This is a genomic window from Halobacterium bonnevillei (assembly GCF_009831555.1).
GTDB lineage: Archaea > Halobacteriota > Halobacteria > Halobacteriales > Halobacteriaceae > Halobacterium > Halobacterium bonnevillei.
Genome location: NZ_WUUU01000040.1, coordinates 1 through 20631 on the forward strand (window position 1 = coordinate 1; position 20631 = coordinate 20631).

19 protein-coding genes and 1 tRNA gene are annotated in these 20631 nt (G+C 66.8%); 4 read left to right on the top strand and 16 right to left on the bottom strand.

The window, feature by feature from the left end; genetic code table 11:
- Positions 1-200 precede the first annotated feature (200 nt).
- Complete coding sequence (locus GRX66_RS07075) at positions 201-1490, bottom strand: MFS transporter (protein ID WP_325063992.1); 1290 nt, start codon at positions 1488-1490, stop codon at positions 201-203.
- Positions 1491-1646: 156 nt separating this feature from the next.
- On the opposite strand from GRX66_RS07075, the gene GRX66_RS07080 reads away from it, so the two are divergent.
- On the top strand, positions 1647-2744 hold the full coding sequence (locus GRX66_RS07080; protein WP_159525929.1) for an aminopeptidase: 1098 nt from the start codon (positions 1647-1649) through the stop codon (positions 2742-2744).
- Between the two features lie 189 nt (positions 2745-2933).
- Here GRX66_RS07080 and GRX66_RS07085 read toward each other — a convergent pair whose 3' ends face one another.
- Positions 2934-3746 (bottom strand): HD domain-containing protein, encoded by an 813-nt coding sequence (locus GRX66_RS07085; RefSeq protein ID WP_159525930.1) that lies wholly within the window; start codon positions 3744-3746, stop codon positions 2934-2936.
- A gap of 226 nt (positions 3747-3972) precedes the next feature.
- On the opposite strand from GRX66_RS07085, the gene GRX66_RS07090 reads away from it, so the two are divergent.
- Together GRX66_RS07090 and GRX66_RS07095 are read left to right on the top strand one after the other, a co-directional pair.
- Positions 3973-4293 carry a Sec-independent protein translocase subunit TatA/TatB gene (locus tag GRX66_RS07090; RefSeq protein ID WP_159525931.1) on the top strand — a complete coding sequence of 107 codons (321 nt, stop codon included), beginning with the start codon at positions 3973-3975 and terminating at the stop codon, positions 4291-4293.
- Between the two features lie 39 nt (positions 4294-4332).
- A tRNA-Arg gene (locus GRX66_RS07095) sits at positions 4333-4405 on the top strand.
- 137 nt (positions 4406-4542) lie between these two features.
- On the opposite strand, the gene GRX66_RS07100 is transcribed toward GRX66_RS07095, so the two are convergent.
- The 4 genes from GRX66_RS07100 to GRX66_RS07115 form a co-directional block, all read right to left on the bottom strand.
- Positions 4543-5325: a methyltransferase domain-containing protein gene (locus tag GRX66_RS07100; RefSeq protein ID WP_159525932.1), complete on the bottom strand. Its 783-nt coding sequence runs from the start codon at positions 5323-5325 to the stop codon at positions 4543-4545.
- Positions 5326-5339: 14 nt separating this feature from the next.
- Entirely contained in the window at positions 5340-5945 is a 606-nt protein-coding gene (locus GRX66_RS07105) for an OsmC family protein (RefSeq protein ID WP_159525933.1), read from the bottom strand.
- Positions 5946-6175: 230 nt separating this feature from the next.
- Complete coding sequence (locus GRX66_RS07110) at positions 6176-6985, bottom strand: helix-turn-helix transcriptional regulator (RefSeq protein ID WP_159525934.1); 810 nt, start codon at positions 6983-6985, stop codon at positions 6176-6178.
- A 249-nt stretch (positions 6986-7234) separates the two neighbouring features.
- Positions 7235-7408 (bottom strand): DUF1059 domain-containing protein, encoded by a 174-nt coding sequence (locus tag GRX66_RS07115; protein WP_159525935.1) that lies wholly within the window; start codon positions 7406-7408, stop codon positions 7235-7237.
- Between the two features lie 358 nt (positions 7409-7766).
- On the opposite strand from GRX66_RS07115, the gene GRX66_RS07120 reads away from it, so the two are divergent.
- Positions 7767-9083, top strand: coding sequence for a DUF7289 family protein (locus tag GRX66_RS07120; RefSeq protein ID WP_159525936.1), 1317 nt, complete (start codon positions 7767-7769; stop codon positions 9081-9083).
- Positions 9084-9161: 78 nt separating this feature from the next.
- Here GRX66_RS07120 and GRX66_RS07125 read toward each other — a convergent pair whose 3' ends face one another.
- From GRX66_RS07125 to GRX66_RS07170, 10 genes are all read right to left on the bottom strand, one after another.
- On the bottom strand, positions 9162-9911 hold the full coding sequence (locus tag GRX66_RS07125; protein WP_159525937.1) for a DUF7289 family protein: 750 nt from the start codon (positions 9909-9911) through the stop codon (positions 9162-9164).
- Positions 9904-10392, bottom strand: coding sequence for a DUF7266 family protein (locus GRX66_RS07130; protein WP_159525938.1), 489 nt, complete (start codon positions 10390-10392; stop codon positions 9904-9906). The genes GRX66_RS07125 and GRX66_RS07130 overlap by 8 nt, the downstream gene beginning before the upstream one ends.
- Positions 10380-10973 (bottom strand): DUF7288 family protein, encoded by a 594-nt coding sequence (locus GRX66_RS07135; protein ID WP_159525939.1) that lies wholly within the window; start codon positions 10971-10973, stop codon positions 10380-10382. The genes GRX66_RS07130 and GRX66_RS07135 overlap by 13 nt, the downstream gene beginning before the upstream one ends.
- A gap of 1 nt (position 10974) precedes the next feature.
- On the bottom strand, positions 10975-11418 hold the full coding sequence (locus GRX66_RS07140; RefSeq protein ID WP_159525940.1) for a DUF7287 family protein: 444 nt from the start codon (positions 11416-11418) through the stop codon (positions 10975-10977).
- A 1-nt stretch (position 11419) separates the two neighbouring features.
- A complete protein-coding gene (locus tag GRX66_RS07145) occupies positions 11420-13441 on the bottom strand; it encodes a type II secretion system F family protein (RefSeq protein WP_159525941.1) in 2022 nt (673 codons plus the stop codon).
- Complete coding sequence (locus GRX66_RS20745; RefSeq protein ID WP_394351514.1) at positions 13438-16788, bottom strand: ATPase, T2SS/T4P/T4SS family; 3351 nt, start codon at positions 16786-16788, stop codon at positions 13438-13440. The genes GRX66_RS07145 and GRX66_RS20745 overlap by 4 nt, the downstream gene beginning before the upstream one ends.
- 110 nt (positions 16789-16898) lie before the next feature.
- On the bottom strand, positions 16899-18140 hold the full coding sequence (locus tag GRX66_RS07155) for an ABC transporter permease (RefSeq protein ID WP_325063993.1): 1242 nt from the start codon (positions 18138-18140) through the stop codon (positions 16899-16901).
- The gene (locus GRX66_RS07160) at positions 18137-18865 is read right to left on the bottom strand and encodes an ABC transporter ATP-binding protein (protein WP_159525942.1); all 729 of its coding nucleotides are present in this window, start codon (positions 18863-18865) and stop codon (positions 18137-18139) included. The genes GRX66_RS07155 and GRX66_RS07160 overlap by 4 nt, the downstream gene beginning before the upstream one ends.
- Positions 18866-18996: 131 nt before the next feature.
- The gene (gene hpt, locus GRX66_RS07165) at positions 18997-19563 is read right to left on the bottom strand and encodes a hypoxanthine/guanine phosphoribosyltransferase (protein WP_159525943.1); all 567 of its coding nucleotides are present in this window, start codon (positions 19561-19563) and stop codon (positions 18997-18999) included.
- Between the two features lie 57 nt (positions 19564-19620).
- A partial coding sequence (locus GRX66_RS07170; RefSeq protein WP_233745356.1) for a DUF7350 domain-containing protein occupies positions 19621-20631 on the bottom strand: 1011 nt, incomplete at its 5' end.

Here is a 20631-nt window from a genome sequence, read left to right on the forward strand (position 1 = left end):
CACTCCGCGAGGAGGTGGCCGCGTTCGAAGTGGACGCCGACGGCGACGCGCTGGACGCAGACGCGCCGGACGCCGACGAACAGGCGAGCCAGCGGCCGACGCGCGCGGACGGCTTCGAGTGGCCGAACGCGGACTGAGTCAAAAACGGACCACGGCCAAACCACGGCGAGCGGTCGTGAAACTGCGATGTCTCCGCGCACTCAGTCGTTCGGCATCGGCTCTGGTTCGGCGGGCAGCGACCGGCTGCGCACCAGGACGAACACGCCCGCAGCGCCGACGATGAACGCGCCCGCGGTCGCGAATGCGACCTCGGGCCCGGCGAGGTCCTTGATCGCGCCGACGACGACGGGGCCGGCGATCTGGCCGACCTTCCACGAGATGGAGCGCAGGCTCATGCTGGACGCCACGGAGTCGAGGTGTTCGCCCTCCTGCACGAACAGCGACATGCTCGCCGGCAGGCGAATGGAGTCGGCAACCCCGAGCACGAGGTACGCGACGAACAGCGTCGCCACTGGCCCGGTGAGCGTGTACGACCAGCCGAGCGCGGCGAGCGTGACTGGCGCAAGTGCCTCCTGGGCGAACGCCGCGAGCGGGACGATGCCGACGCCGACGGCGTAGAGGAGCGCACCGGCGAGCACAAACCGGTGCTCGCCGCCGAAGCGGTCCGTGAGGTCGCCCATGTAGCCCTGGAGGCCGGCCTTCGCGAGTTTGCCGCCGGCGAGGATGCCGCCGATTGCCAGCGGGTCGACGCCGAAGGTCGTCCGCGCGTAGATGGGGAGGAAGATGATGATGGACATCTTCCCGATGCTGAACGCGACGCGGAACGCCACCAGCGACTGCACCATCGGACGGTCCAGCAACCCCCGGAGCGTTTCCAGGCCCGTGCGCTCCTCGGGGTCGGCCTGCCCCCCTGGATTGTCGCGGAGCGCCACCCAGACGAGGAGTGTCGCGCCGAGGGTGATTGCCGAGAGGAAGACGTACGTGAGCGTGAAGTCGTACGTGTGCAGGAGGTAGCCGCCGACCAGGTCGCCGAACACGGAGGACAGCGCCGCGACCTGGTTGTACACGCCGAGCCAGCGACCGCGGGCGCCGCTGGTCGCGATCTCGCCGACGACCGTCGCGCCGGTGATCCAGAGGATGCTCGCGCCGACGCCCTGCACGACGCGCACGAGGATGACCTCGATGGGGTTCGAGACGAAGATGAACCCGACGAAGACCGCGACGTTCACGAGGAAGCCAGCGAGCAGCCAGCGTTTCGCGTTCCCCGTGTCGACGGCGCGCCCGAGCGGCAACACGATGAGAAACTGGATGACGGCGAACGACGTGCCCCAGAGGCCTTCGACGACGCCGGTGGTGCCGAAGACGTCGGCGTACAGCGCGAGCGCGATGAGAATCGTCGAGTACGCCTGCGAGCGGGCGAACGCAGTCCCGGACAGTGCGACGAACTCCGCGTTCCGGAACAGGGACAGTGGACTGCCGTCGTCGGACACTGTTACGAACCGAAATACTGCCGGGTGGGTCTTGAAAAACCCGTCTCACAACGGGCTTGCCGCAAGCCCGCGCCCCGTCCGCGGAGTGATACCACGGAACAGCGACGGGATACCCGGTTCCCGTAGGCTTTAGTTCGGCGACAGGGGTTGCCACGTATGGACGACCGAATTCGGCGTCACGCCGAAGTGCTCGTCGACCAGTGCGCCGAAGTCCAGCCGGGAGACATGGTGCGGGTTGTCGCGCCGCCCGTCGCCGAGGACCTCGTCGTCGCAGTCTACGAGCGACTCGGCGAAATCGGCGCACGTCCCACGCTCTCGTGGCGTGGCTCCCGAGCCCAGCGTGCGTACAAGCTCGCGCTCGATCCCGAGGACGCGTCGACCGCCGAACACACCCTTGCGGCAATCAAGGAGACCGACGCCTACATCGGCATCAACGGAGCGCGGAACGTCGCGGAGTCCAGCGACGTGTCGGCCGACGTGATGACGGCGCTCCGCCGCGCGAACAAGGAACTCCAGGACGAGTTCCGCGAGACGCGGTGGGTCGGAACCCAGTACCCCGCGCCCGGCAACGCCCAGAAGGCGGGAATGAGCACGGAGGCCTACGAGGACTTCGTCTACCGCGCGGTCGACCGCGACTGGGACGAGCAGCGCGCGTTCCAGTCCCAGATGGTCGAGATTCTGGACGACGCCAGCGAGGTCCGCATCGTCTCCGGCGACGACACGGACCTCACGATGTCCGTCGAGGGCATGATCGCCGAGAACGACGCCGACGACAACAACATGCCCGGCGGCGAAGCGTTCACGGCGCCGGTACCTGATAGCGTCGAGGGCACGATTCACTTCGACCAGCCGCGGATGTGGCGCGGCGAGGAGATCCTGGACGCCCGCCTCACCTTCGAGGACGGCGACGTCGTGGAGTACAGCGCCAGCCAGAACGAGGACGCACTCGAGGAGATTCTGGAGACGGACGACGGCGCGCGCCGCATCGGCGAACTCGGCATCGGCATGAACCGCGGCATCGACCAGTTCACGTACAACATGCTCTTCGACGAGAAGATGGGCGACAGCATCCACCTCGCGCTCGGCCGCGCCTACGACGAGAACGTCCCAGAGGACCGCGAGCCCAACGACTCCGCCATCCACGTCGACCTCATCACGGACATGAGCGAGGACTCGTTCATCGAAGTCGACGGCGAAGTCGTCCAGCGCAACGGCACCTTCACATTCGAAGACGGGTTCGAGGCAGAATCGTAACAGCCCAGACAGCCGACAGCGAGCATCCGCGGGCCGAGCAGTCCGAAGGACCCGAGGCCCGCGGTTCACCGCGCCAGAGGCGCGGGCGCCGAGGACCCCCGTAGTGGGGTCCGACGGCGCTTTTCCCCAATTATTTGCCCAATGGGGCGCGCGCACATCGCGCACCCCCGCAGCCCAAAAAGTGGGTGCTCAGAGCTCGATCCGTTCGACGAGTTGTTCGCTGTCGCCGGCGGTGTTGATGGCGACGATGCGGACGTCGTCTTCGAGGCCGGATTTGTGGAGTTTCTGCTTGAGGAGGTTGTCGACCTGGTAGACGCCGGCGGCGTTGCGCATCTGGATTTCGACGAGGACGGGGCGGTCGTCGCCTTCCTGGAGGGTGACGGTGTCGATGGCCTGGCTGGAGATGGTGTTGATGCCGCGGCCGCCGCGTTCGTAGGGGAGTCGGGAGCGGCCGCGTTCCATGTCGAGGCCGTCGGCGACGCGGATGACGCCGGCTTCCATGGTGAGGGGGTCCTCCTCGGTGTGGTGGCACAGAATCGCGTGCAGGACTTCGGCTTTCACGCGCACCGCGTTTGGGATGTCGTAGAACTCGGGGAGGATGCGGTCGAGGACGTCGGCGGCGAGCGGAATCGAGTAGTAGGCGTGGCTGTCCCGGTGGACGACGTGCCCGATGTCGTGGATGGTCGCGGCGAGCGCGATGATGACGGCTTCGTCGGCTTCGTCGAGGCCCTGGTCGGTTGCGCCGTTGAATTCGACGCCGCCGCGTTTGAGGAGCTCGTAGAGGCTGAGCGCGCGGTTCCGGACGATTTCGATGTGTTTCGCGCCGTGGTCGTTGTATCCCTTTCGCTTGACGGGGTTGACGTTCTGCGCGTCGAGGTACGCGGCGATTTCGGGGTCGTCGTCGACGAACTCCAACACCTGGTTCAGTCGCTGGTCCGGGAACGAGTGGTCCTCCGTCGGGTCGTATTCGAAACTGGAGTCCGACCGTGTGGCGTCGCTCATGGGCTGGCGTTCGCGCGCCGACGTGAAAAGCCGTGTGTCAGGCCGATTCGGCGCTCCGACGAGTCCCCACGGATGCGAACCCCGACTTTCGGCCACCAGTCTGTCCGAAGCATCGAGCGGCCCGGAAAACGCGAATAGCGGCGTCTCAACCCGTCGAAACGTGGTTACCACGGACCCGGAGGGAGCATAAAGCCTATAATCGAGACAGGGCTATCATCGGATAGCGATGTTCACCAGTACCCCACTGTTCGTCGGCGGACTCCCGGGTGGCATGGAGTGGGCGGTCATCCTGCTCATCGCCGTCCTGCTGTTCGGCGCGAACAAGATACCGAAGCTCGCACGGTCCAGCGGACAGGCGATCGGCGAATTCCAGAAAGGCCGCGAAGAAGTCGAATCCGAACTCGAGGAGATGCGCGACGGCGCGGACCCGACGGTGGATGCCGACGAGGACACCACGCTGGAGTCCAGCGCGGACACCACCGAGACAGCCAGCGCGGACACCACCGAGGACACGAGCACGGACACCGAGTCGGCGTCCGGCAGCTAACGCAACGGTTTTTCTCTGCCGCGTCCTCACTGGAAACGAGGGCGTGTGGCCAAGCGGACACGGCGAGAGGTTCCTAACCTCTAGATCGCGGGTTCGAGTCCCGTCACGCCCGCTTCTTCGCTTCGCTCAGTCGCGGGCGTGACGACGTTCGCGAACGCGGAGAGCGAGCGCATCAGTCTTCCCCCGGTTCGCTCCGGGGCTGCTCCGTCGGGCGTGCATCGACAATCGATTCGGGTCGGTCTATCGAGGTCACGCAGTTCGTTCGGTTTTCCGAGCGGCCAGCGAGATACTCTTCACGCCGTACTTCTGGCACGCGTTCGCCGCGCGGTCCGAGATGAACTCGTATTCCCCGTTCTCCCGGACCTCGATCACGTCGAAGCCGGCTGCTTCGATCAGGTCCGTGTACTGGTCGAACTGCATGGCGCCGCCGATGCATGCGGCCCAGAGATCCGCGTCGGTCTTGATGCTGCCCGGCATCTCTTTCTCGCTGATGATGTCCGAGATTGCGAGGCGTCCGCCCGACCGCAGGACCCGATGCGCCTCCTCGAACACGCGGTCTTTCTCCGCGGAGAGATTGATGACGCCATTGGAGACCACGGCGTCGAACGTCTCGTCCGCGAACGGGAGGTCCTCGATGTGTCCGTGTTCGAACGACACGCCGCCGATTCCCGCCCCGTCTCGCAACTGGCGGGCCCGCTCGAGTTGCGATTCGGTCATATCCACGCCGGTCACGCTTCCGGTTTCGCCGACGTGGAGCGCGGCGATGAACACGTCCGTGCCGGTTCCGCTACCCAGGTCGAGTACCGCAGCGCCATCGTCCAGGGCGGCGAGGTCGAAGTGGTAGCCGACACCGGCGAAGGATTCGATAGCCGCCTGCGGGATTCGGTCGAGGTCCTTCGACGCATAGCCGAGTCGTTCCGCGAGGTCGCGCCCCATCTCGAAGTGGAACTCCTCGTCCGGCGTCTTCGCGACGGTTTGGTAGACGTTCTTTACTTCTCGCTCAAGTTTCTCGACGTCGAGTGAGTTCGTCATTTGTGGGTGCCTCGTCAATCGTCGCCCGTGACCTCGGGGGGCGTACTGACGGTCATCTCGACGTCCTGGGACAGGGAGATGAGCGTCAGGACCGGCGCGCGGCGCGCCCACTCGTCGATCTGGTCCTTCTCGACGTCCGTTCCCTCGACCGAGATTTCGGCGGTCAGGTTCTCGAAGACGGTATCGGCGTCCCCGAGGTCCGCGAGACTGAAGAGCACGGCCGGATCGAAGTCGGTCCGCACGCGGGTCTGGAGTGCGTCGACGTCGACGCCGTTCGCGACGGCGTTGACAGTGATTCCGACGTTGATGCAGGCCGCCAGCGCCGACAGCGCGACTTCGATCGGCTCCAATCGGTCGGTCGCGCCGACCCAGCCACCTGCGTCCAGAACCTCCTTCCAGCCGCCGTAGGAGAGGGTGTACTGTCGGGTGTCCCGAGCGATCGTCTCGCCGCCGAGTTCGAAGCTGTCTATCTTCGCGAGGCTGTGGGCGCAGGTCCCCTCGTAGGTCGCAGACGCAGCAAGTCCGAGCTGTACGTCTTCTGGCGTTTCGGATGCGTGCTCGGTGAACGCGTCGAGCGTTTCGTGGTCGACTCCGTGTGTGGTTTGCTGGTCGTCGGTCATCTGTGTCGCCTCCCAGCGAGCGGGGATACGGACGCGAGAGGTAGGTAGCTATCTAGTGATATTCAGGCAGCCAGTACCGTCCGTGCAGCCGGTGACGGAGTGTTCAGCAGTTGCACCCGGGACACCGGCTACTCGGTCGTTGCGTGGTCGCCAGCGAATCGGCTGCGTTACCGGGAGCCGACGCGGGAACGCCGATAGCTCGGTCAGACCGCGGTCACCGATTGAACGATTCACTCCTCGTCCGTTTCGACCGGGACCGTCGGCGTCTCGCGTCGATAGGTGTCGTAGGTCGATTCCGCCCACTCGCGTGCGTCCGGAGAATCAGTATCGACCAACACGCGCACCGTCACGCTGTCGGGGTCGTAGCCGCTGATAGCGACGCGCTGATCGAGTATACTGACGCCGTAGGACGGCAGGTCGTCGTGGAGGTGGATCGTGAGATTCCCGCTCGCCAGTGCCTCGCTGAACAGTTCCGGGCAGGTCGAGCGGATGTATTCAGCGACTCGAGGGGGATTGATGCATTCGGCGTGCATGCCGTCGATAATCTGCTGACAGAGTTCCTCCTTGCATGGTTCCAGCATTGCCACGTCGAGTCCGACGAACCGGAATCGGTCCGTCTGCTCGACGAGCGAGACGAATCGATTGACCGGACGGTAGGGGTCGTCGGCGTCGGCGACTGTCACAACCGCCTCCGAGCACATCTCGATCGTGAAGTCGTTGTCCTCGCCGGGGAGCCAGTCCCAGACGTTCCGGAGTTCCTGCTCGGTTTCGACCCGTTCGACCACGTCGAGCATCGCTGAGGCGACGTACGAGCCCAGCTGGGTCGCCTCGTACTTGTAGCCCTCCTTGCGAATCCAGCCGCGCTCCTCGAATTCCGTCAGCGTCCGTCGGATCGTGGATTTCGAAACGCCGGCCATCTCCCAGAGCTCAGACCGACTCCGGGGGCGGGCCGTCAACGCGACGAGCGTCGGGACGCGGTGTTCCGACCGCGCGAGATAGGAGATGTCGTCGATAGGCGCTCCCTTGGCCTGTGGTGGCATGGTAGCATTTCACATGCTACCGTACATGGTCAAATAGGATAATCATTCGGCCTGCGCCCGAAGCAGCCGACTCAGTATATTACGTGCGTGAACGTGGATGGACCGGCACTCTCCAACGCGACAACCCCACCGGAATCCGTTTTGCTCGCACTCTCTCCAGCCAATCTAGTGAATCGTCACCCAGACTGACACTGAGCGGAAGGACGGCTGTCGAAAAAGTCGAGACGCGAGCTGCGTCGGATTCGGTCGCTACACTGTTTCCAGGTGTTCGTGTCGGAGTTCGTCGTCCGTGTACTCCTGGCCGTGGACGTCTTCCATGTGCGTTCTGGCCAGTTCAAGCGCTTCGTCCTCGTGCTCCGATTGAACGATGAACCGACAATCGGCGGCTTCGTTCTCACAGTCGAGTCTGTGTGCTGTTGTCATTGTTTCTCACCTCCTCGCAGCAAACCGTTACGAGCGAGAGCGGTAGATAGCTATCTGCTGCCGTTCCAGCAGCGATTGGCGGTTCTGCAGCTACTGGCTGACGAGCACGTGCTGAACGCGTGGCCCCAGGTGACTGTAGTCGCCGGGATATCGGGGAGTCCGCCGCCGCCCTGCGCACTCGACCGCGGTCTCGTGCTCGGCCGTCCCGCTGGCTTCGCTCCGGCCCCGTCACGCGGGAGCGGCAGCACGAGGAACGAGCACGTCGTGTTCCGGAGTGGACGACGTGGCTAGCAGGTTTGTACTTTTTATTTACACTTCCCCGACAGGTTCATGCCGTCTACTGTCGAAGGTCCGGTGCATGGACGCGCGTGGCCAGAGCGAAGTCGTCGGGGTGGTGCTGTTGATCGGCATCACCGTCATCGGCGTCGCTGTCGTCGTCATCGTGGCTGGCGGCGCGCTCGAAACCGCACAGGGGCAGTCGGCCGTCCAGCGCGCAGAGCAGTCGATGAGCCTCTTCGACGCGCGCTCGGCGCTCGTCGCGCTCGGGCGCTCGGACGGCCAGTCGGTGTCGATGGCGCGCTCCGAGGGCGGTTCCTACGAGGTGCGACCTGACACCGGCCGGATGATCGTCGCCAAGGAGACGAACAACACCACGACGGAGTTCGTGAACACGACCCTGGGCTCCGTCGTGTACGAGCGCGGTGACACCGAAGTCGCCTACCAGGGCGGCGGCGTCTGGCGGTCCACTGGCGCCGGCGCCGAGATGGTGTCGCCGCCCGAGTTCAACTACCAGGACGCCACGCTGACGCTCCCCGTGATCGTCGTGGCAGGCGGTGCGGACAGCGCCGTCGGCGGGCCGTCGGCCCGCGTGCAGCCCGAGAGCATCGGTGACCAGATCTTCCCGGACGCGTCGCGAGCGAACCCGCTCGAGAACGGGACCGTCACGGTCACGGTGGAGAGCGAGTACTTCCGCGGGTGGGCGTCGTTCTTCCGCCAGCGAACGACTGGCAACGTGACCGTCGACAGCGCGAACGAGACCGTGGAACTGGACCTGATTGCCCGCGGGTCGGGCGGCGGGTTCACGCTGGAGGAGACGCCGCTGGAACTGCGCGGCCTCGCCAGCGACGACCCCATAGAGGACCTCACGTTCGACCTGGAGCCCGCCAAGAACTCCGACTTCAGCGACCTCGACTGGTCGCTCGTGGCGGACAACGGCGGCTCCGAGCGCTTCGAACTGAACCTCCAGGGCGCGAACGTCTGCAACAACAAGCAACCCGAGGTCACCCTCGAGTACACGGACGGCGGGTCGACGTACGCGTGGGAGAACAATAGCGCGTTCACGGAGAACGGGTCGACGTACTCCTATAGCTGTGACGCGGACAACGACCCGACCATCCACCTGGACCTCACCGGACCGACGAACCTGACCTACCAGGGCGGCAGCGCGCCCGTGTCGAACAACTCGACGGGCGCCCTCGTCGACCACTTCCTCGCCGAGATGGGGCCGAACGTCGACCTCAAGGTCCTCTCGAAGGGCAAACAGGACCCGCCGGGGAACTCGGGGAGTACGGACCTGGCGGCGTCCTCCGGGAGCATCGAGTACTCCTCGTCGAGCAGTCGCGTGGTGACGTTCCTCCACGTCACGAAGAACACCGTGAACGTGACGCTGTCCTGACCGCGGAGTGCGACGACCCCCGGACCTCCTGACTGATCCGAGCACGCAGTACCGCTGTCGGTTCGACCGCTGCGACCGTCAGTCGAGTTCGACGTTCACGACGATGGCCTGAACGTAGACGTCGTCACCGGGGAGCGGACACTCGACCTCGCCCGTCCGGCCGTCCGCCGGGCCGTCGCAGTCGACCGCCAGTTCCGCTTCGAGGTACCGCTCCCAGGCCGCCGCGCGCGGCGACGTGATCGTCAAGTTCGCCGCGGTGTCGGGGAACCGCCGGACGTCCCGCTCCGCGACCGTGGTACGAACCAGCAGGCGTCGAGTGTTATCAGTCGACACGTTCGTGCTCTCGGCGCGCGCGATGACGTACGGAACGAGTGTGCGGTTCCCACTCGCCAGCCTGGGTTCGTCGAACATGACGGCGCGGTCGCCGTACTGCCGGAAGATGGCGCCGTCGACGTAGACGAGTTCGTCCCCCTCGTCGTTCCGGTAGACGACCGGCCGGATCGTCGTCGCGTAGTAGTCGTTCCCGCCCGCTGAGACGTTGAACGTGACCGACTCCCCGAAGTAAATCGCGCCGTTGGACAGCAGGATTTCGGTCGTTCGGCTCGGCGCACCGCGGACGGCGAGGTCCTCGACGTTCGAATCCATCACGTCGAACGCGCGCTCGGTGTTCGCGAACTGCTGGGCGTCCCGCGCGCCGGTCAGCGCGTCGAACCCGCCGACGTAGACGACGGCGACCGTGGAGACGACGATGCCGAACACGAGCACGAAACCCATCGTCTCGCTGACGCCGCGTCGGTCGGTCAGCGCCCCAGTTTCCACGCTACGCATCCTCGACCTCCAGCGTCCCCGTGTCGCTGTCGTAGACGACGACGAGGTCGCCGCTCCCCTCGGTGGTCGCGTTGACCCGGAGGTCCGCGTGGAACTCCACCGAGACGGAGACCCCGGACCGGTCGCCGACCAGCACCACGGTGTCGGTGCCGGATTCGTTGACGCGAACGTCGTAGGTGGTCCCGGTGACGGTCCGCGGGGCCCGGATCTGATAGCGGACGGTGCCGCCGTCGCTGGCGCGCGCGAGACGGTCCGCGGCCGCCAGGTCCGCGGCGACGCGCTCGCTCACCACGCGCAGTTCCGTGTCGACGGCGCGGTCGCGCTGATCGTCGACCATCGTGCCCGCCGCCAACAGGAGCGTGGTCACGAGAATCGCAGCGACCCCGAGGTTGAGGACGTACCCGAGCGTGGTCGAAACGCCGCGGTCGTCCTCGCGCAGGCGTCGTTCGCCGCCGCCCCGGCGTCCCCCTACATCCGCCATACGATCACCTCCACTTCCACGACTGCGTACGTGTGTCCGGACACGTCCGCGGGGAAGTACGACGCGTTCGACAACGGGGGGCCGGTCTCCGAGACGACGAACTGGTCGCCGTCCCGGACCGTGACGGTCTGATCGTCGTACAGCGTCACGAGCCGCGTCGCGGCGACGGCGTCAGCGCTGGGTTCGCCGTGGTAGACCACCCGGCGGATGCGCTGGTCGCCGAACGCGTCGAGGTAGTGGACGTTGACGTTGTACGCGACGGCCCGGTCGCCGAACGTCCGCTCGACCGCCTGCAGGAACGACGCGTCCGGCGGTTCGCCGACGTAGTACCCCTTCCTGCTTGCGTTCTTGAACGACCCGCTGGAGCTGTTCCAGTAGCGCAGCGTCCGCGAGAGGTTCCCGTTCGCGCGTTCGACGTCCAGGAGCCCGGCGGCTGCGCGCTCGTGCTGGGTCTCGATGTGCTGGCTGGCGGTGCTCGCGGTCAGCGGCGTCACGGCCGTCGCTTGCAGCGTGAACGCCACCGCTACCACGACGACGAGCGAAGCGGCGACGCCTTCCAGCGTGTGTGCTTGCGCCCGCATGCTACCACACCCTGACGACGAGTTCCACCCGGTCGCCGTCGAGCGTGACGGTGCGCCACGCGACAGTGGTGTCAGCGCTCGCCGGCACTGACGGACCAGCGGTCGCGGTGACGGACTCGTTGACCGCGACCGGCGAACCGGTGGCGTCCTCGATGGTCACGTTCACGGACTTGTACGACTGGATGGTGAAACGGTCGGTTACGTCCCCGCCGTCGTCGAAGAACGCGGCCGTCTGTGCCGTGGAGAGCACGTACGGGGTATCGGGGGTGGCGAGGCGGTCGGCTGCCAGGGTGTCCGCTGCGCGGTTCGCGGACACCGGGTCGCCGACGCCGACGTCCGTGAACGGCGTGATGATGCCGGGGAGGAACGCGAACGCGAACGCGACGGTCACCAGGAAGACGCTGATGCCCGCCGCGAAGTCCATCGTCGTCTGTGCGCGAGTCATGTTACGCGAACGCGAACGCGATCAACGCGATCGTGGGCAACACCACGGCGAACTTCACCCCTGAGAGGAGACTCGCGTCCCGGATGTAGCCCGCGATGAAGCCGGCGATGATGCCCTGCATGGTGACGGCGTGGAAGAACATCGCGCCCAGCAACTGGGTGTCGATGTCCCCGCCGAAGCTCATCTGGTTCGACGCCGTCTCCGCGCCCGCCGTCGCCGCGCTGGACGTCGACAGCCCGCTCATCGTCCCGAGGAACTTCACCTTCAGGATGATCATCACCGCCAGCAGCGTCAGGTACGTCATCACGATGATGACCACCTGCATGCGCGCCCGCGACCGCCGCTCGCGCTCGATGTCGTCCTGGTTCTCGCTGGCCTGGGCGGCCGTCGTCAGCACCGCCGTGATCTGGCTGGAGGCCTCCTGGGCTTTCGAGATGAGTTTCACCGTGCGGGCCAGCCGTGGGATGTGGTACTTGTTGTTGAACTCGACGAGCGCGCGCTTGAGGCTGGTGCCGTAGTTGACTTTCTCGTGCATCACCTCGAACTCCTCGCCGAGCTTCCCGCGGGTCGTGTCGGAGACGGCCTTGATGGACTCCAGGATCGTCATGCCGGTGTCGTTGGCCGACGAGAGCTTCCGGAGGTTGTCCGAGAGCTTGTTCGTGATGCGGCGCCGCGAGCGGACGTTCCACTCCCGGAACACCGCGAGGGGAACACCGACCAGGTACAGCGGGAGGTAGACGTAGAGGAACGTCCCCCAGATCGGGGCGTCGACGATGCCGTCGACCGTCGTCGGGGCGACGCCCGCGAGCACGACGTTCCCGACGATGACGGCCGTGACGGGGACCGAGAACGCGAGCGTGAACAGCGGCCGGTCCCGGAAGAACCCCGCAGGGTGGCGCAGCAGTTGTTTGGTCTCGTAGTTGCCCTCGCGGCTCTTCACGCGGTCGAAGACGGCGTGGTCGCCGACGAACCGCTCGACGAGACCGAGGTCCACCAGCCCAGGTTCGCGGTGGCCGGGTTCGCCGTCGTCGAACTCGAGATACCCGTCTCCGGGTTCGTCCTCCTTGACCGTCGAGACGAGCACCAGGAAGCCGATGCCGACGGCGGGAGTGAGCACGTAGACGGTGGCGTACAGCAGGTACATCTGCGCCTGCCCGAGCATGCTCATGATGACGAGGATGATGATGAGCAACAGCGGGAACAGCGACAGCGTCATGTACATCTCGCCGAACAGCTCCAGGGTGTCCAGCGTGAGTTCCTGTTGCTGTTTCGCGGTCCGCATGTGTTTGTCCTTCTTGTCAGAGAGGAACGCCGTCATGTCCCCGCCGGAGTTGATGATCGACAGCATGTCCGTGAGGAACTGGCTGAGTTCGTCGCTCGGCGTCTCCATCGCGCGGTTACGGACCGCCGTCCGGTAGTCCGTGTCGAAGTACTCCGTCTCCTGGACGATGCTGCGGAACTCCATGGCGACTTCGCCGTACGTGTCGTCGGCTTTCGCCATCGCCTCCAGAATCTCGAGCTGATTGAGGCCGCCGATGGACAGCGCGTACATGAACGAGACGGCGTCGGGCAGCAGCATGTTGATCTCGCGCTCCCGCGAGCTCGAACGCATGTAGGGAACCGCCAGAATCGTACCGAACCCGACCGTGAATCCCATGAACCCGAACACGAGCCCCGTGCCGACGACCAGCGCCGGAATCTTGAGTGCTTGAACGATGGCCAGCAGCGTGTCGTTGGGGACTGGCACGCCGATGAGCGTCTCCGTCCCGACCAGCCCGGTGTAGAACAGCACGTATCCGAGCACGAGGCCGAGCGCCCACAGCAGGACGCCGACCAGGACGCCCACGCCGATGGCCCGCGAGACGAACAGCTCCACGGGGTCGTCCATGCGGGCTTCCGCGAGTTTCACCTCGACGTCCGCGACGAAGTCGCTGCCCTCGCTGAACACCCACTGGTAGACGGGGTAGAAGGCGTCGGCGAGCGCGTCCGCACCCTCGCCGAACGACCGCGACCCCGTGCTCATCCCTGACCGCCCTCGCGTTCGCCGTCGGCGTCCTCGACCGTCGCCGACTCGTCACCGGATTCCTCACCGTCGGGCTCCGGCTCCGACGCGCGACCGCTGGCGACCCCGCCGTCGGACGCACTCTCACGAGAGGTCGGCGCGTCCGCGGCAGCCTCTGCCTCGTCGCCTTTAGAACCCTCTCCTTCGTCTCCACCTGACCTCTCGGGTTCTTCCGTGTCGTCCGCTTCTGCTGTGACCGCGGCGTCTCCGGCGTCGGCGGCGTTTTCAGCGGCCCCTTCGTCGTCTTCTGCGGTCGGCGCCGCCGGCTCGAAACTCCCGAACCCCTGGTCGTCGTCTTCGCCGCCGCCGTCGGCGACTCGCTCGACCGCGGGTTCGAGGTCGTCGAAGGACGCGGGGCCGGAGTCCAGGTCCGCGCCAGCGACCTCCTCGATGGCGGCCTCCAGGTCGTCGGCGTCCAGATCTCGGCGGTCGGCGACGACGTCCTGCTCGACGGCGTCCGGGGACAGCGCCATCGCAAGCGACTCCGGCTCGCGGTCCTCGTAGTCGGCGAGCACACCGTCCTCGCTGCGCGCATCCTCGAGGATGGACTCGGCTTCCGCGAGCACGGGTTCGGAGGGGTCGGGCCGCGGCACCATCTCCTCTTTCTCCGGGTCGACGTCGATGAGCACGCTCTCCATCCCCCGGAGGTCGGCGAGCGCGGCCTCCAGTTGGTTGTTGGCGACCAGCGTCAGGATCGTCTCCGGGTCGTTGATGTACGCCTGGGCGGTCGCCGCCACCTCCGCGTACTCGTTGAGCCCTTCCTTGATGAGGTACGCCAGGAGGACGCGGCGCTCCTGGAGTTCGCGGTCGAGTTCCATCTGGGTCCACCCGCGGTCGAACTTGATGTCCTGCAGCGTCGAGGAGTCCGCAGTCTGGCGGTACGAGTCGTCCTCGGGCTCCCACTGGAACACGTCGTTGACGTTGATCTCGTCGTTCTCGGGGTCGTAGCGGTTGATCTCCGTGATGGAGCGGTTCCGGCGGACCTTCTGCCCGCGGACGCGTGTCTGCGACTGCACGGACACGAGGTCCAGCGCCGTGAACAGCGTCTTCGAGACGTTGATGGGCTCGGTGGTGAAGCGCTTGAGCACCTCGCCGACGTTGTCGGCGTGGAACGTCGTGTACGTCGTGTGACCCGTGGACATCACCTGGAAGAGCGTCCGCCCCTCCTCGCCGCGCACCTCGCCCATGACGATGTAGTCGGGGCGCTGACGGAGCGCGGCCTCCAGCAGGTCGAACTCGTCGATGTCGCCGGTCTCGTCGTCGCCGAAACTCGGCCGCGTCACCGAGGCGATCCAGTTGCGCTGCGGGAGTTCGACCTCGCGGGTGTCCTCGATGGAGACGATCTTCGAGTTGCTCGGGATGAACAGCGAGACGGCGTTCAGGCTGGTGGTCTTCCCCGACGCCGTGCCGCCCGCGAACACCAGGCTCTTCTCGGACTCGATGCAGAGCCAGAGGAACGCCATCTCGTCCAGGGAAAACGTCTGCCAGTTGATGAGGTCGATCGGCGTGAACGGCACGTCCTTGAACTGCCGGATGGTGTAGTTGGTGCCGTGGTCGCTGACCTCGCGGCCGAGCGTGAGCTGGGCGCGCGAGCCGTCCGGGAGCGTGGCGTCGACCTGCGGCTGGCGCTTCGAGATGCCCTTCCCGGAGCGCTGGGCGAGTTTCACGACGAAGTCGTCGAGGCTCTGGCGGCCGTGATAGACGTTCGTGATGAGGTTCTCGTAGTCAGTGTGGTAGACGAACACGGGAGAGTCGTAGCCGTCGCAGGAGACGTCCTCGACGTTGATGTCGTGTTTCACGCCGTCGATGCGCTCGTACCCGATGAAGTTCCGCTTGAGAACGTACAGCAGCGTCTCCACCTGGTACTGCGTGAGCGTCTCCGGGTCGTCCGCGAGGACGGCGGGTTCGGGTCGCGCCTGGATGCCGTGGATGCGGTCGTCGTCCTCCACCGCGGGCGGGTCCTTTCTGTCGAGCGCGACCAGCAGTCGGTCGACGAGTGACTGTTCGCCGGCGACCGGACCGTCGTAGAGGTCGTAGCGGTCCAGCAGTTTCCGGGTCTCGCGCTCGATGACGCCGCGCCGCGACGCCTCGTCGCCGGCCGCGACGACGTCGTCGCTGGCGTACTTGATGGCGGTGCGGAGTTTGTCCGTCAAAAACGACTGGAGGTCCGTCTCGATTGGATTGCGGTATGGTTCGACGAGGTAGTACTTCTTCTCGTTCTCGCGGTCCGAGTGGAAGATGACGACGAACGCGTACGGCTTGTTCACCCAGTAGCGCTCCACTTCACGGAAGTGGCGTTTCTTCTCCATCGACACGGCCTTCTCGAGGTCGTAGCGGTTCGCCATCGTCGTCCGGCCCTCGACGGTCGAGAAGAAGGCGTCCTCGTCGACGTCCTCCCGGACGTTCACGGTGCGTTCGTCCTCCAGGTCGAGCATCTCGTCGGCGGCGGTCTCTTTGACTGACAGCCACTGCTCGACGTTCTCGGGGTCGAACCCGAGGTGTTCGACGGGGTCGAACCGCACGATGTCGCCGTCGTCGTCGCGGGGGCGCGTCCAGTTGTTCTCGCCGACGTAGTAGTACTCGCGCTTGTAGTGCTCCCACATCCACTCGTCTTTCACGACCGGCGTCGTCTCCGGGTCGGTGAATTCGTCGAAGAACTCGTGGAAGTTGCTCGCGCGCCGCGCTGCCGTCGCGATGACCGTGTCGCGGGCCTCGGGCTTGAACCCGAGTTCGTCGGTCGGGTCCGGGTCGACCCGTGCCCAGTTCGGCCGCGGCGGGTCCGCGCCGAACGCCTCGAAGTCCGGATAGGGCGGTTCCACACCGTCCTCGGGGTCCTCGGGATTCTCGGGGTCTTCGGCGTCCGATTCGACGACCGCGAGTTCGTGCTTGACGCGTTCGCGGCGCTCCTGGACTCGATGGGCGGCCTTGGAGTGCCCGAACTCCTGGAGGTAGTCCACCCAGGAGTACTCGCCGACAGTCGCGCCGCCCTCGCCCACGACGCGCTCGACCGCCTGGTCGAGGTCCGTGTTCAGCGCGGTGTCCCGGCCAGTTCCCGGAACGCGTTCCACTACCGGTGTGAGATCCTCGAAGGTCGGCCGGCCCGTGGATTCGTCGGGCTCGACGTGGTCTGCCGTCGTCTCGGCGTCCTGGATGGTGATGTCGTCGCCAGTGGACCCGGACTCCCCGCCGGCGGGTGCGTCCTCGGTCGGCTCTCTCTCCGACCGCGAGTCCGCTGTCCCGTCCCCCGGTTTCCCATCCCCGTCGCCGCTGGCGGTTTGGTCGTCCGCCCCGGCGTCGTCGCCTGCCATTGGCTGGTACTGGCCACCCAGCGGCAAAAACCCTTGCGACTAAATACCACACGCGCCTGACAGGAGCGGGGGAGTCGGTTAACGACTCGCTTTGCCCGGTTAACGGGCCGTTATTCGTACCGCAGTGCGTCGATTGGGTCAGTACGCGCCGCGTTCCACGCCGGGTACAACCCGGCGACGACGCCCACCAGCAACCCGACGAGCACGGCGATCCCCGCCCACTCGTACGGGAAGGTCAGCGGCAACGCTGCGTACCGCGTCGCCGCGACGGCGCCCAGGATGCCCAGGACAATTCCCGCGAGGGCGCCGACGACCCCCAGCAGGGTGGCTTCCACGAGGAACAACTGGAGGACGTCGCGGTTCTGCGCGCCGACGGCCTTCATGATGCCGATTTCCCGGGTGCGTTCGGTGACCGACACCAGCATGACGTTCGCGATGCCGATGGAGCCGACGACGAGGGAGATGACCGCGATGCCAGTGACGAACGCCGTGAACGTATCCAGGAGGCTGCGAATCTGGTCGACCACGTCCTCGGCGGTCTGGGCCCTGAATTCGTAGCTCTCGGGCTTCAGCTGTCGGGCGTCCGACTCGCCGTCGAGGTACGCGAGTACCCCCTCGCGGACCGCCCCGACGCGCTGGAAGTCCTCGGCGACCACGGTCAGCGTCGGGTAGACGCGCTGTTGGGTGCCCGAGTTCGGGCTCTCGAGGCGCGTCTCGTAGAAGGGGTCCGTCGGTACGTAGACGCGCGGAATCGCGAAGCCGCCGAAGGGGCTGTCGCTGGCAGCCAGCAGGCCGACCACCGTCGCGTTCACGCGGGTTCCGTCTGGCCGCACGACCGCGACCCGGTCGCCGACCGAGACGTTCACCTCGAAGAGGTCGGCCGCGGGTTCGTTCAACACGAGTTCCGCGGCGCCCTGCGCGTACGGGCCGCCCGCACTGAACTCCGCCGCGGTCCGGTAGTCGAAGAACGCGGGCGTGCTCGCCGTGAGCTGGTTGTACCCCAGCGTCTGCCCCTCGAAGGCGAGGCCCGCGACGGGCACGTCCCCCGACGGAACCACGGCGGCCACGCCGTCCAGCGCCTGAATTTCTTCGACGTCGCGTTCCGTGAACACCGCCTGTCTCGGGCCAGACGGCCCGGGCGCGGCGTCCGCCGGCCCGGCAGAGACGGCCATCGACGGCGTCCGGTCGCCGGCCACTTCGCCGAGCACGTCCGCCTGGAGGCTCGCGCCCAGCGTCACAAACGTGATGACGGCCGCGACGCCGATCGCGACGCCGAGCACGGTCAGAAACGACCGGAGGCGGTGCCCGCGAATCGCGCGCACGCTGATGCGGAGGCTCTCCTCGAAGTTCACTGCGTGTCACCCGCGTGCGGTCGCCGCGGCTCGTCGATCGTCTCGACGCGCTCGAGTTCGCCGTCGAGCAGGTGGACGATGCGGTCGGCGTGCTCCGCGATGGGGCGCTCGTGGGTCACCACCAGCACCGTGTTCCCCGCCCGGTGCAGGTCGGCGAACTGCGACATGATGGCCCGGCCCGTCGCGGAGTCGAGGTTCCCCGTCGGCTCGTCGGCGAGCAACAGCGCCGGGTCGTTGGCGAGCGCTCGTGCGATGGCCACCCGCTGGCGCTGGCCCCCGGAGAGCTCTCGCGGCCGGTGGTTCGCGCGCTCAGCGAGCCCGACTCTGTCCAGTAGCTGGCGCGCCCTGAGTTCGCGCTCGGCCGCGGACACGCCCTGGAAGACCATCGGGAGCGCGACGTTCTCCGCGGCGGTGAGCCGCGGCATCAGGTTGAACGTCTGGAACACGAACCCGATCTCGCGGCCGCGCAGCCGCGTCCGTTCGCGATCCGAGAGCGCGGCGACGTCCTGCCCGTCGACGACGACGCGCCCCGACGTCGGCGTGTCGAGGCACCCGACGAGGTTCATCAGCGTGCTCTTCCCGGAGCCGCTCGGCCCCATCACGGCCGTGTACGACCCGCGCGGCAGGCGCATCGAGACGCCGCCGAGCGCCGCCACCGGCTGGTCGCCGAGCTGGTAGGTCTTGCTGACCCCCTCGAGGACGACGGCGTCCGTGGCGTCGCTCATCCCGCACCCTCCGAGAGCGGCGAGTCCGTTGCCGGCACACGTGAACCGACGGCTTCGAGGGAGGTAATGCTACGGGACGAACGGGGCGTTCGAGCGTTCCGACGCCATCAAACGGGACAGCAGAACGTCAGCTACCGGTACTCGTCGACGACGGTCACCTCGCCGTCAGCGAGTTCGATGTCGACCAGCGAGGTCACGTCGTGGGGGGAGTCAGCCATCTCGCTTTCGGCCCCGACTTTCCTGATGACGACGACCACGTCCGCGACCTCGGCGCCGATGTCGTCGAGGGCGTCCGTGAGCGCGCGCAGCGTCCCGCCGGTCGAGAGCAGGTCGTCGAGCACGAGCACGCGGTCGCCCGGGGAGACGTCGTTGACGTACATCTCGCTCTCGGAGTAGCCGGTCTCCTGGTGGAGCTGTACCTCGCCCGGGAGGCCGTACTCGCGCTTCCGGACCACGGTCAGGGGGAGGTCGGTCTGCAGGCTCACCGCCGTGGAGATGTGGATGCCCATCGCCGCCGGCGTCACAATCTTGTCCACGGCCTCGAGGTCGGCGACGCGCGTGATTCCGACGACGACCTCCCGCAGCAGCGCCGGGTCGAGCGTCGGCACGCCGTTGCTGATGGGGAGGACGACGTACTCGTAGCCGCCGTCTTTCTCGATGACGGGTGCGTCCGCGAAGGACTCGCGTAACCGCTCCATACCGCACCTTCGGCGAGCGCGGCAAAAACCTGGGGGATTCCTGGCTGCGTTCGCCCCTCAGAGGGTGACCGCGTCGAAGTCGAAGAACGCGGTCTCGTAGCCCTCGTGGCGCGAGACCTGGGGTGGCGTATCCACGCGAACCGTGATGTCGTCCAGCGACTCGCCGGTCGGGACGACCGCGCCGTAGTGGTAGCCGAGGTCCGAGTCGAGCGTCGGGCGCAGGTCGTCGTCGAAGACGGACTCGCCGCCAGACTCCGCAGTCGCCGACACGGAGGCCGCGGGGAGCACGTAGCGGTTGTGCGGCGTTCGGAGCGACGCCACGAGGTAGCGCTCGTCGTCGCCCGCTGCAAGCCGCCCGCGCTCGTCGTGCGTCGAAACCACGAGTTCCGCGCCGCCCGTCGACTCGGAGCCGCGGACTGTTCCCGGTAAATCGTCAGCGGTCGGGGCTCGAGACTGAGTGACGCCGTGCATGTCCATCGGGTCGACCGCGCCCGGAGTGCCCTCGCGGTCAGCGGGGATGTCCTCGTAGGACAGCGACTCCATCCCGTCGCGCTCGAAGGTCAGCTCGAAATCGAACGTCAGCGGGTCCGTCGGCACGGACTCCGTCTCCGTCCGGCGCGTCGACGGCGGCGCGACCTGCACGGAGACGGAGTACACGCCCTCGGGGCCGAGCGTGACGTTGTCGCCGAAGTGGACGCCCATCCGCTGGGAGAGCATCTGCCACGGACTGAACGACTCGGACTCGTCCTCCGGTCCCGTGTACTCGATGGACGGACTGGCGTCCGGCAGGACGACGCCCGTCTCTGTGTCCCAGACGGCGGCCATCATGTGCACGTCGTCGGCGCCACGGACGTCCACCTGGTCGGTGTCCGACCCCCGAACGAGCCAGAAGCGATGGGGCCAGGTGTACGAGAGCGCGCACGCGTACCGGCCCTTGGTCTGCATGCCGACCATCTCCATGCCCTCCACGTGCGAGGCACGTACGCCTCGTCCGGTCGGTCCGCCGGCAGCGGCGGTTCGCGGCTCGCCGGCTCGGTCTCCAGCACGCCGAAGCAGCCGGCGAGCGAG

Bases quoted from the DNA above. Each gene is read 5' to 3' on its own strand.
- GRX66_RS07085 (WP_159525930.1), bottom strand. From the start codon at position 3,746: ATGAGCGACGCCACACGGTCGGACTCCAGTTTCGAATACGACCCGACG.
- GRX66_RS07125 (WP_159525937.1), bottom strand. From the start codon at position 9,911: ATGCGTAGCGTGGAAACTGGGGCGCTGACCGACCGACGCGGCGTCAGC.
- GRX66_RS07120 (WP_159525936.1), top strand. From the start codon at position 7,767: ATGGACGCGCGTGGCCAGAGCGAAGTCGTCGGGGTGGTGCTGTTGATC.
- GRX66_RS07140 (WP_159525940.1), bottom strand. From the start codon at position 11,418: ATGACTCGCGCACAGACGACGATGGACTTCGCGGCGGGCATCAGCGTC.
- GRX66_RS07130 (WP_159525938.1), bottom strand. From the start codon at position 10,392: ATGGCGGATGTAGGGGGACGCCGGGGCGGCGGCGAACGACGCCTGCGC.
- GRX66_RS07105 (WP_159525933.1), bottom strand. From the start codon at position 5,945: ATGACCGACGACCAGCAAACCACACACGGAGTCGACCACGAAACGCTC.
- GRX66_RS07115 (WP_159525935.1), bottom strand. From the start codon at position 7,408: ATGACAACAGCACACAGACTCGACTGTGAGAACGAAGCCGCCGATTGT.
- GRX66_RS07160 (WP_159525942.1), bottom strand. From the start codon at position 18,865: ATGAGCGACGCCACGGACGCCGTCGTCCTCGAGGGGGTCAGCAAGACC.
- hpt (WP_159525943.1), bottom strand. From the start codon at position 19,563: ATGGAGCGGTTACGCGAGTCCTTCGCGGACGCACCCGTCATCGAGAAA.
- GRX66_RS07145 (WP_159525941.1), bottom strand. From the start codon at position 13,441: ATGAGCACGGGGTCGCGGTCGTTCGGCGAGGGTGCGGACGCGCTCGCC.
- GRX66_RS07110 (WP_159525934.1), bottom strand. From the start codon at position 6,985: ATGCCACCACAGGCCAAGGGAGCGCCTATCGACGACATCTCCTATCTC.
- GRX66_RS07100 (WP_159525932.1), bottom strand. From the start codon at position 5,325: ATGACGAACTCACTCGACGTCGAGAAACTTGAGCGAGAAGTAAAGAAC.
- GRX66_RS07090 (WP_159525931.1), top strand. From the start codon at position 3,973: ATGTTCACCAGTACCCCACTGTTCGTCGGCGGACTCCCGGGTGGCATG.
- GRX66_RS07135 (WP_159525939.1), bottom strand. From the start codon at position 10,973: ATGCGGGCGCAAGCACACACGCTGGAAGGCGTCGCCGCTTCGCTCGTC.
- GRX66_RS07080 (WP_159525929.1), top strand. From the start codon at position 1,647: ATGGACGACCGAATTCGGCGTCACGCCGAAGTGCTCGTCGACCAGTGC.
- GRX66_RS20745 (WP_394351514.1), bottom strand. From the start codon at position 16,788: ATGGCAGGCGACGACGCCGGGGCGGACGACCAAACCGCCAGCGGCGAC.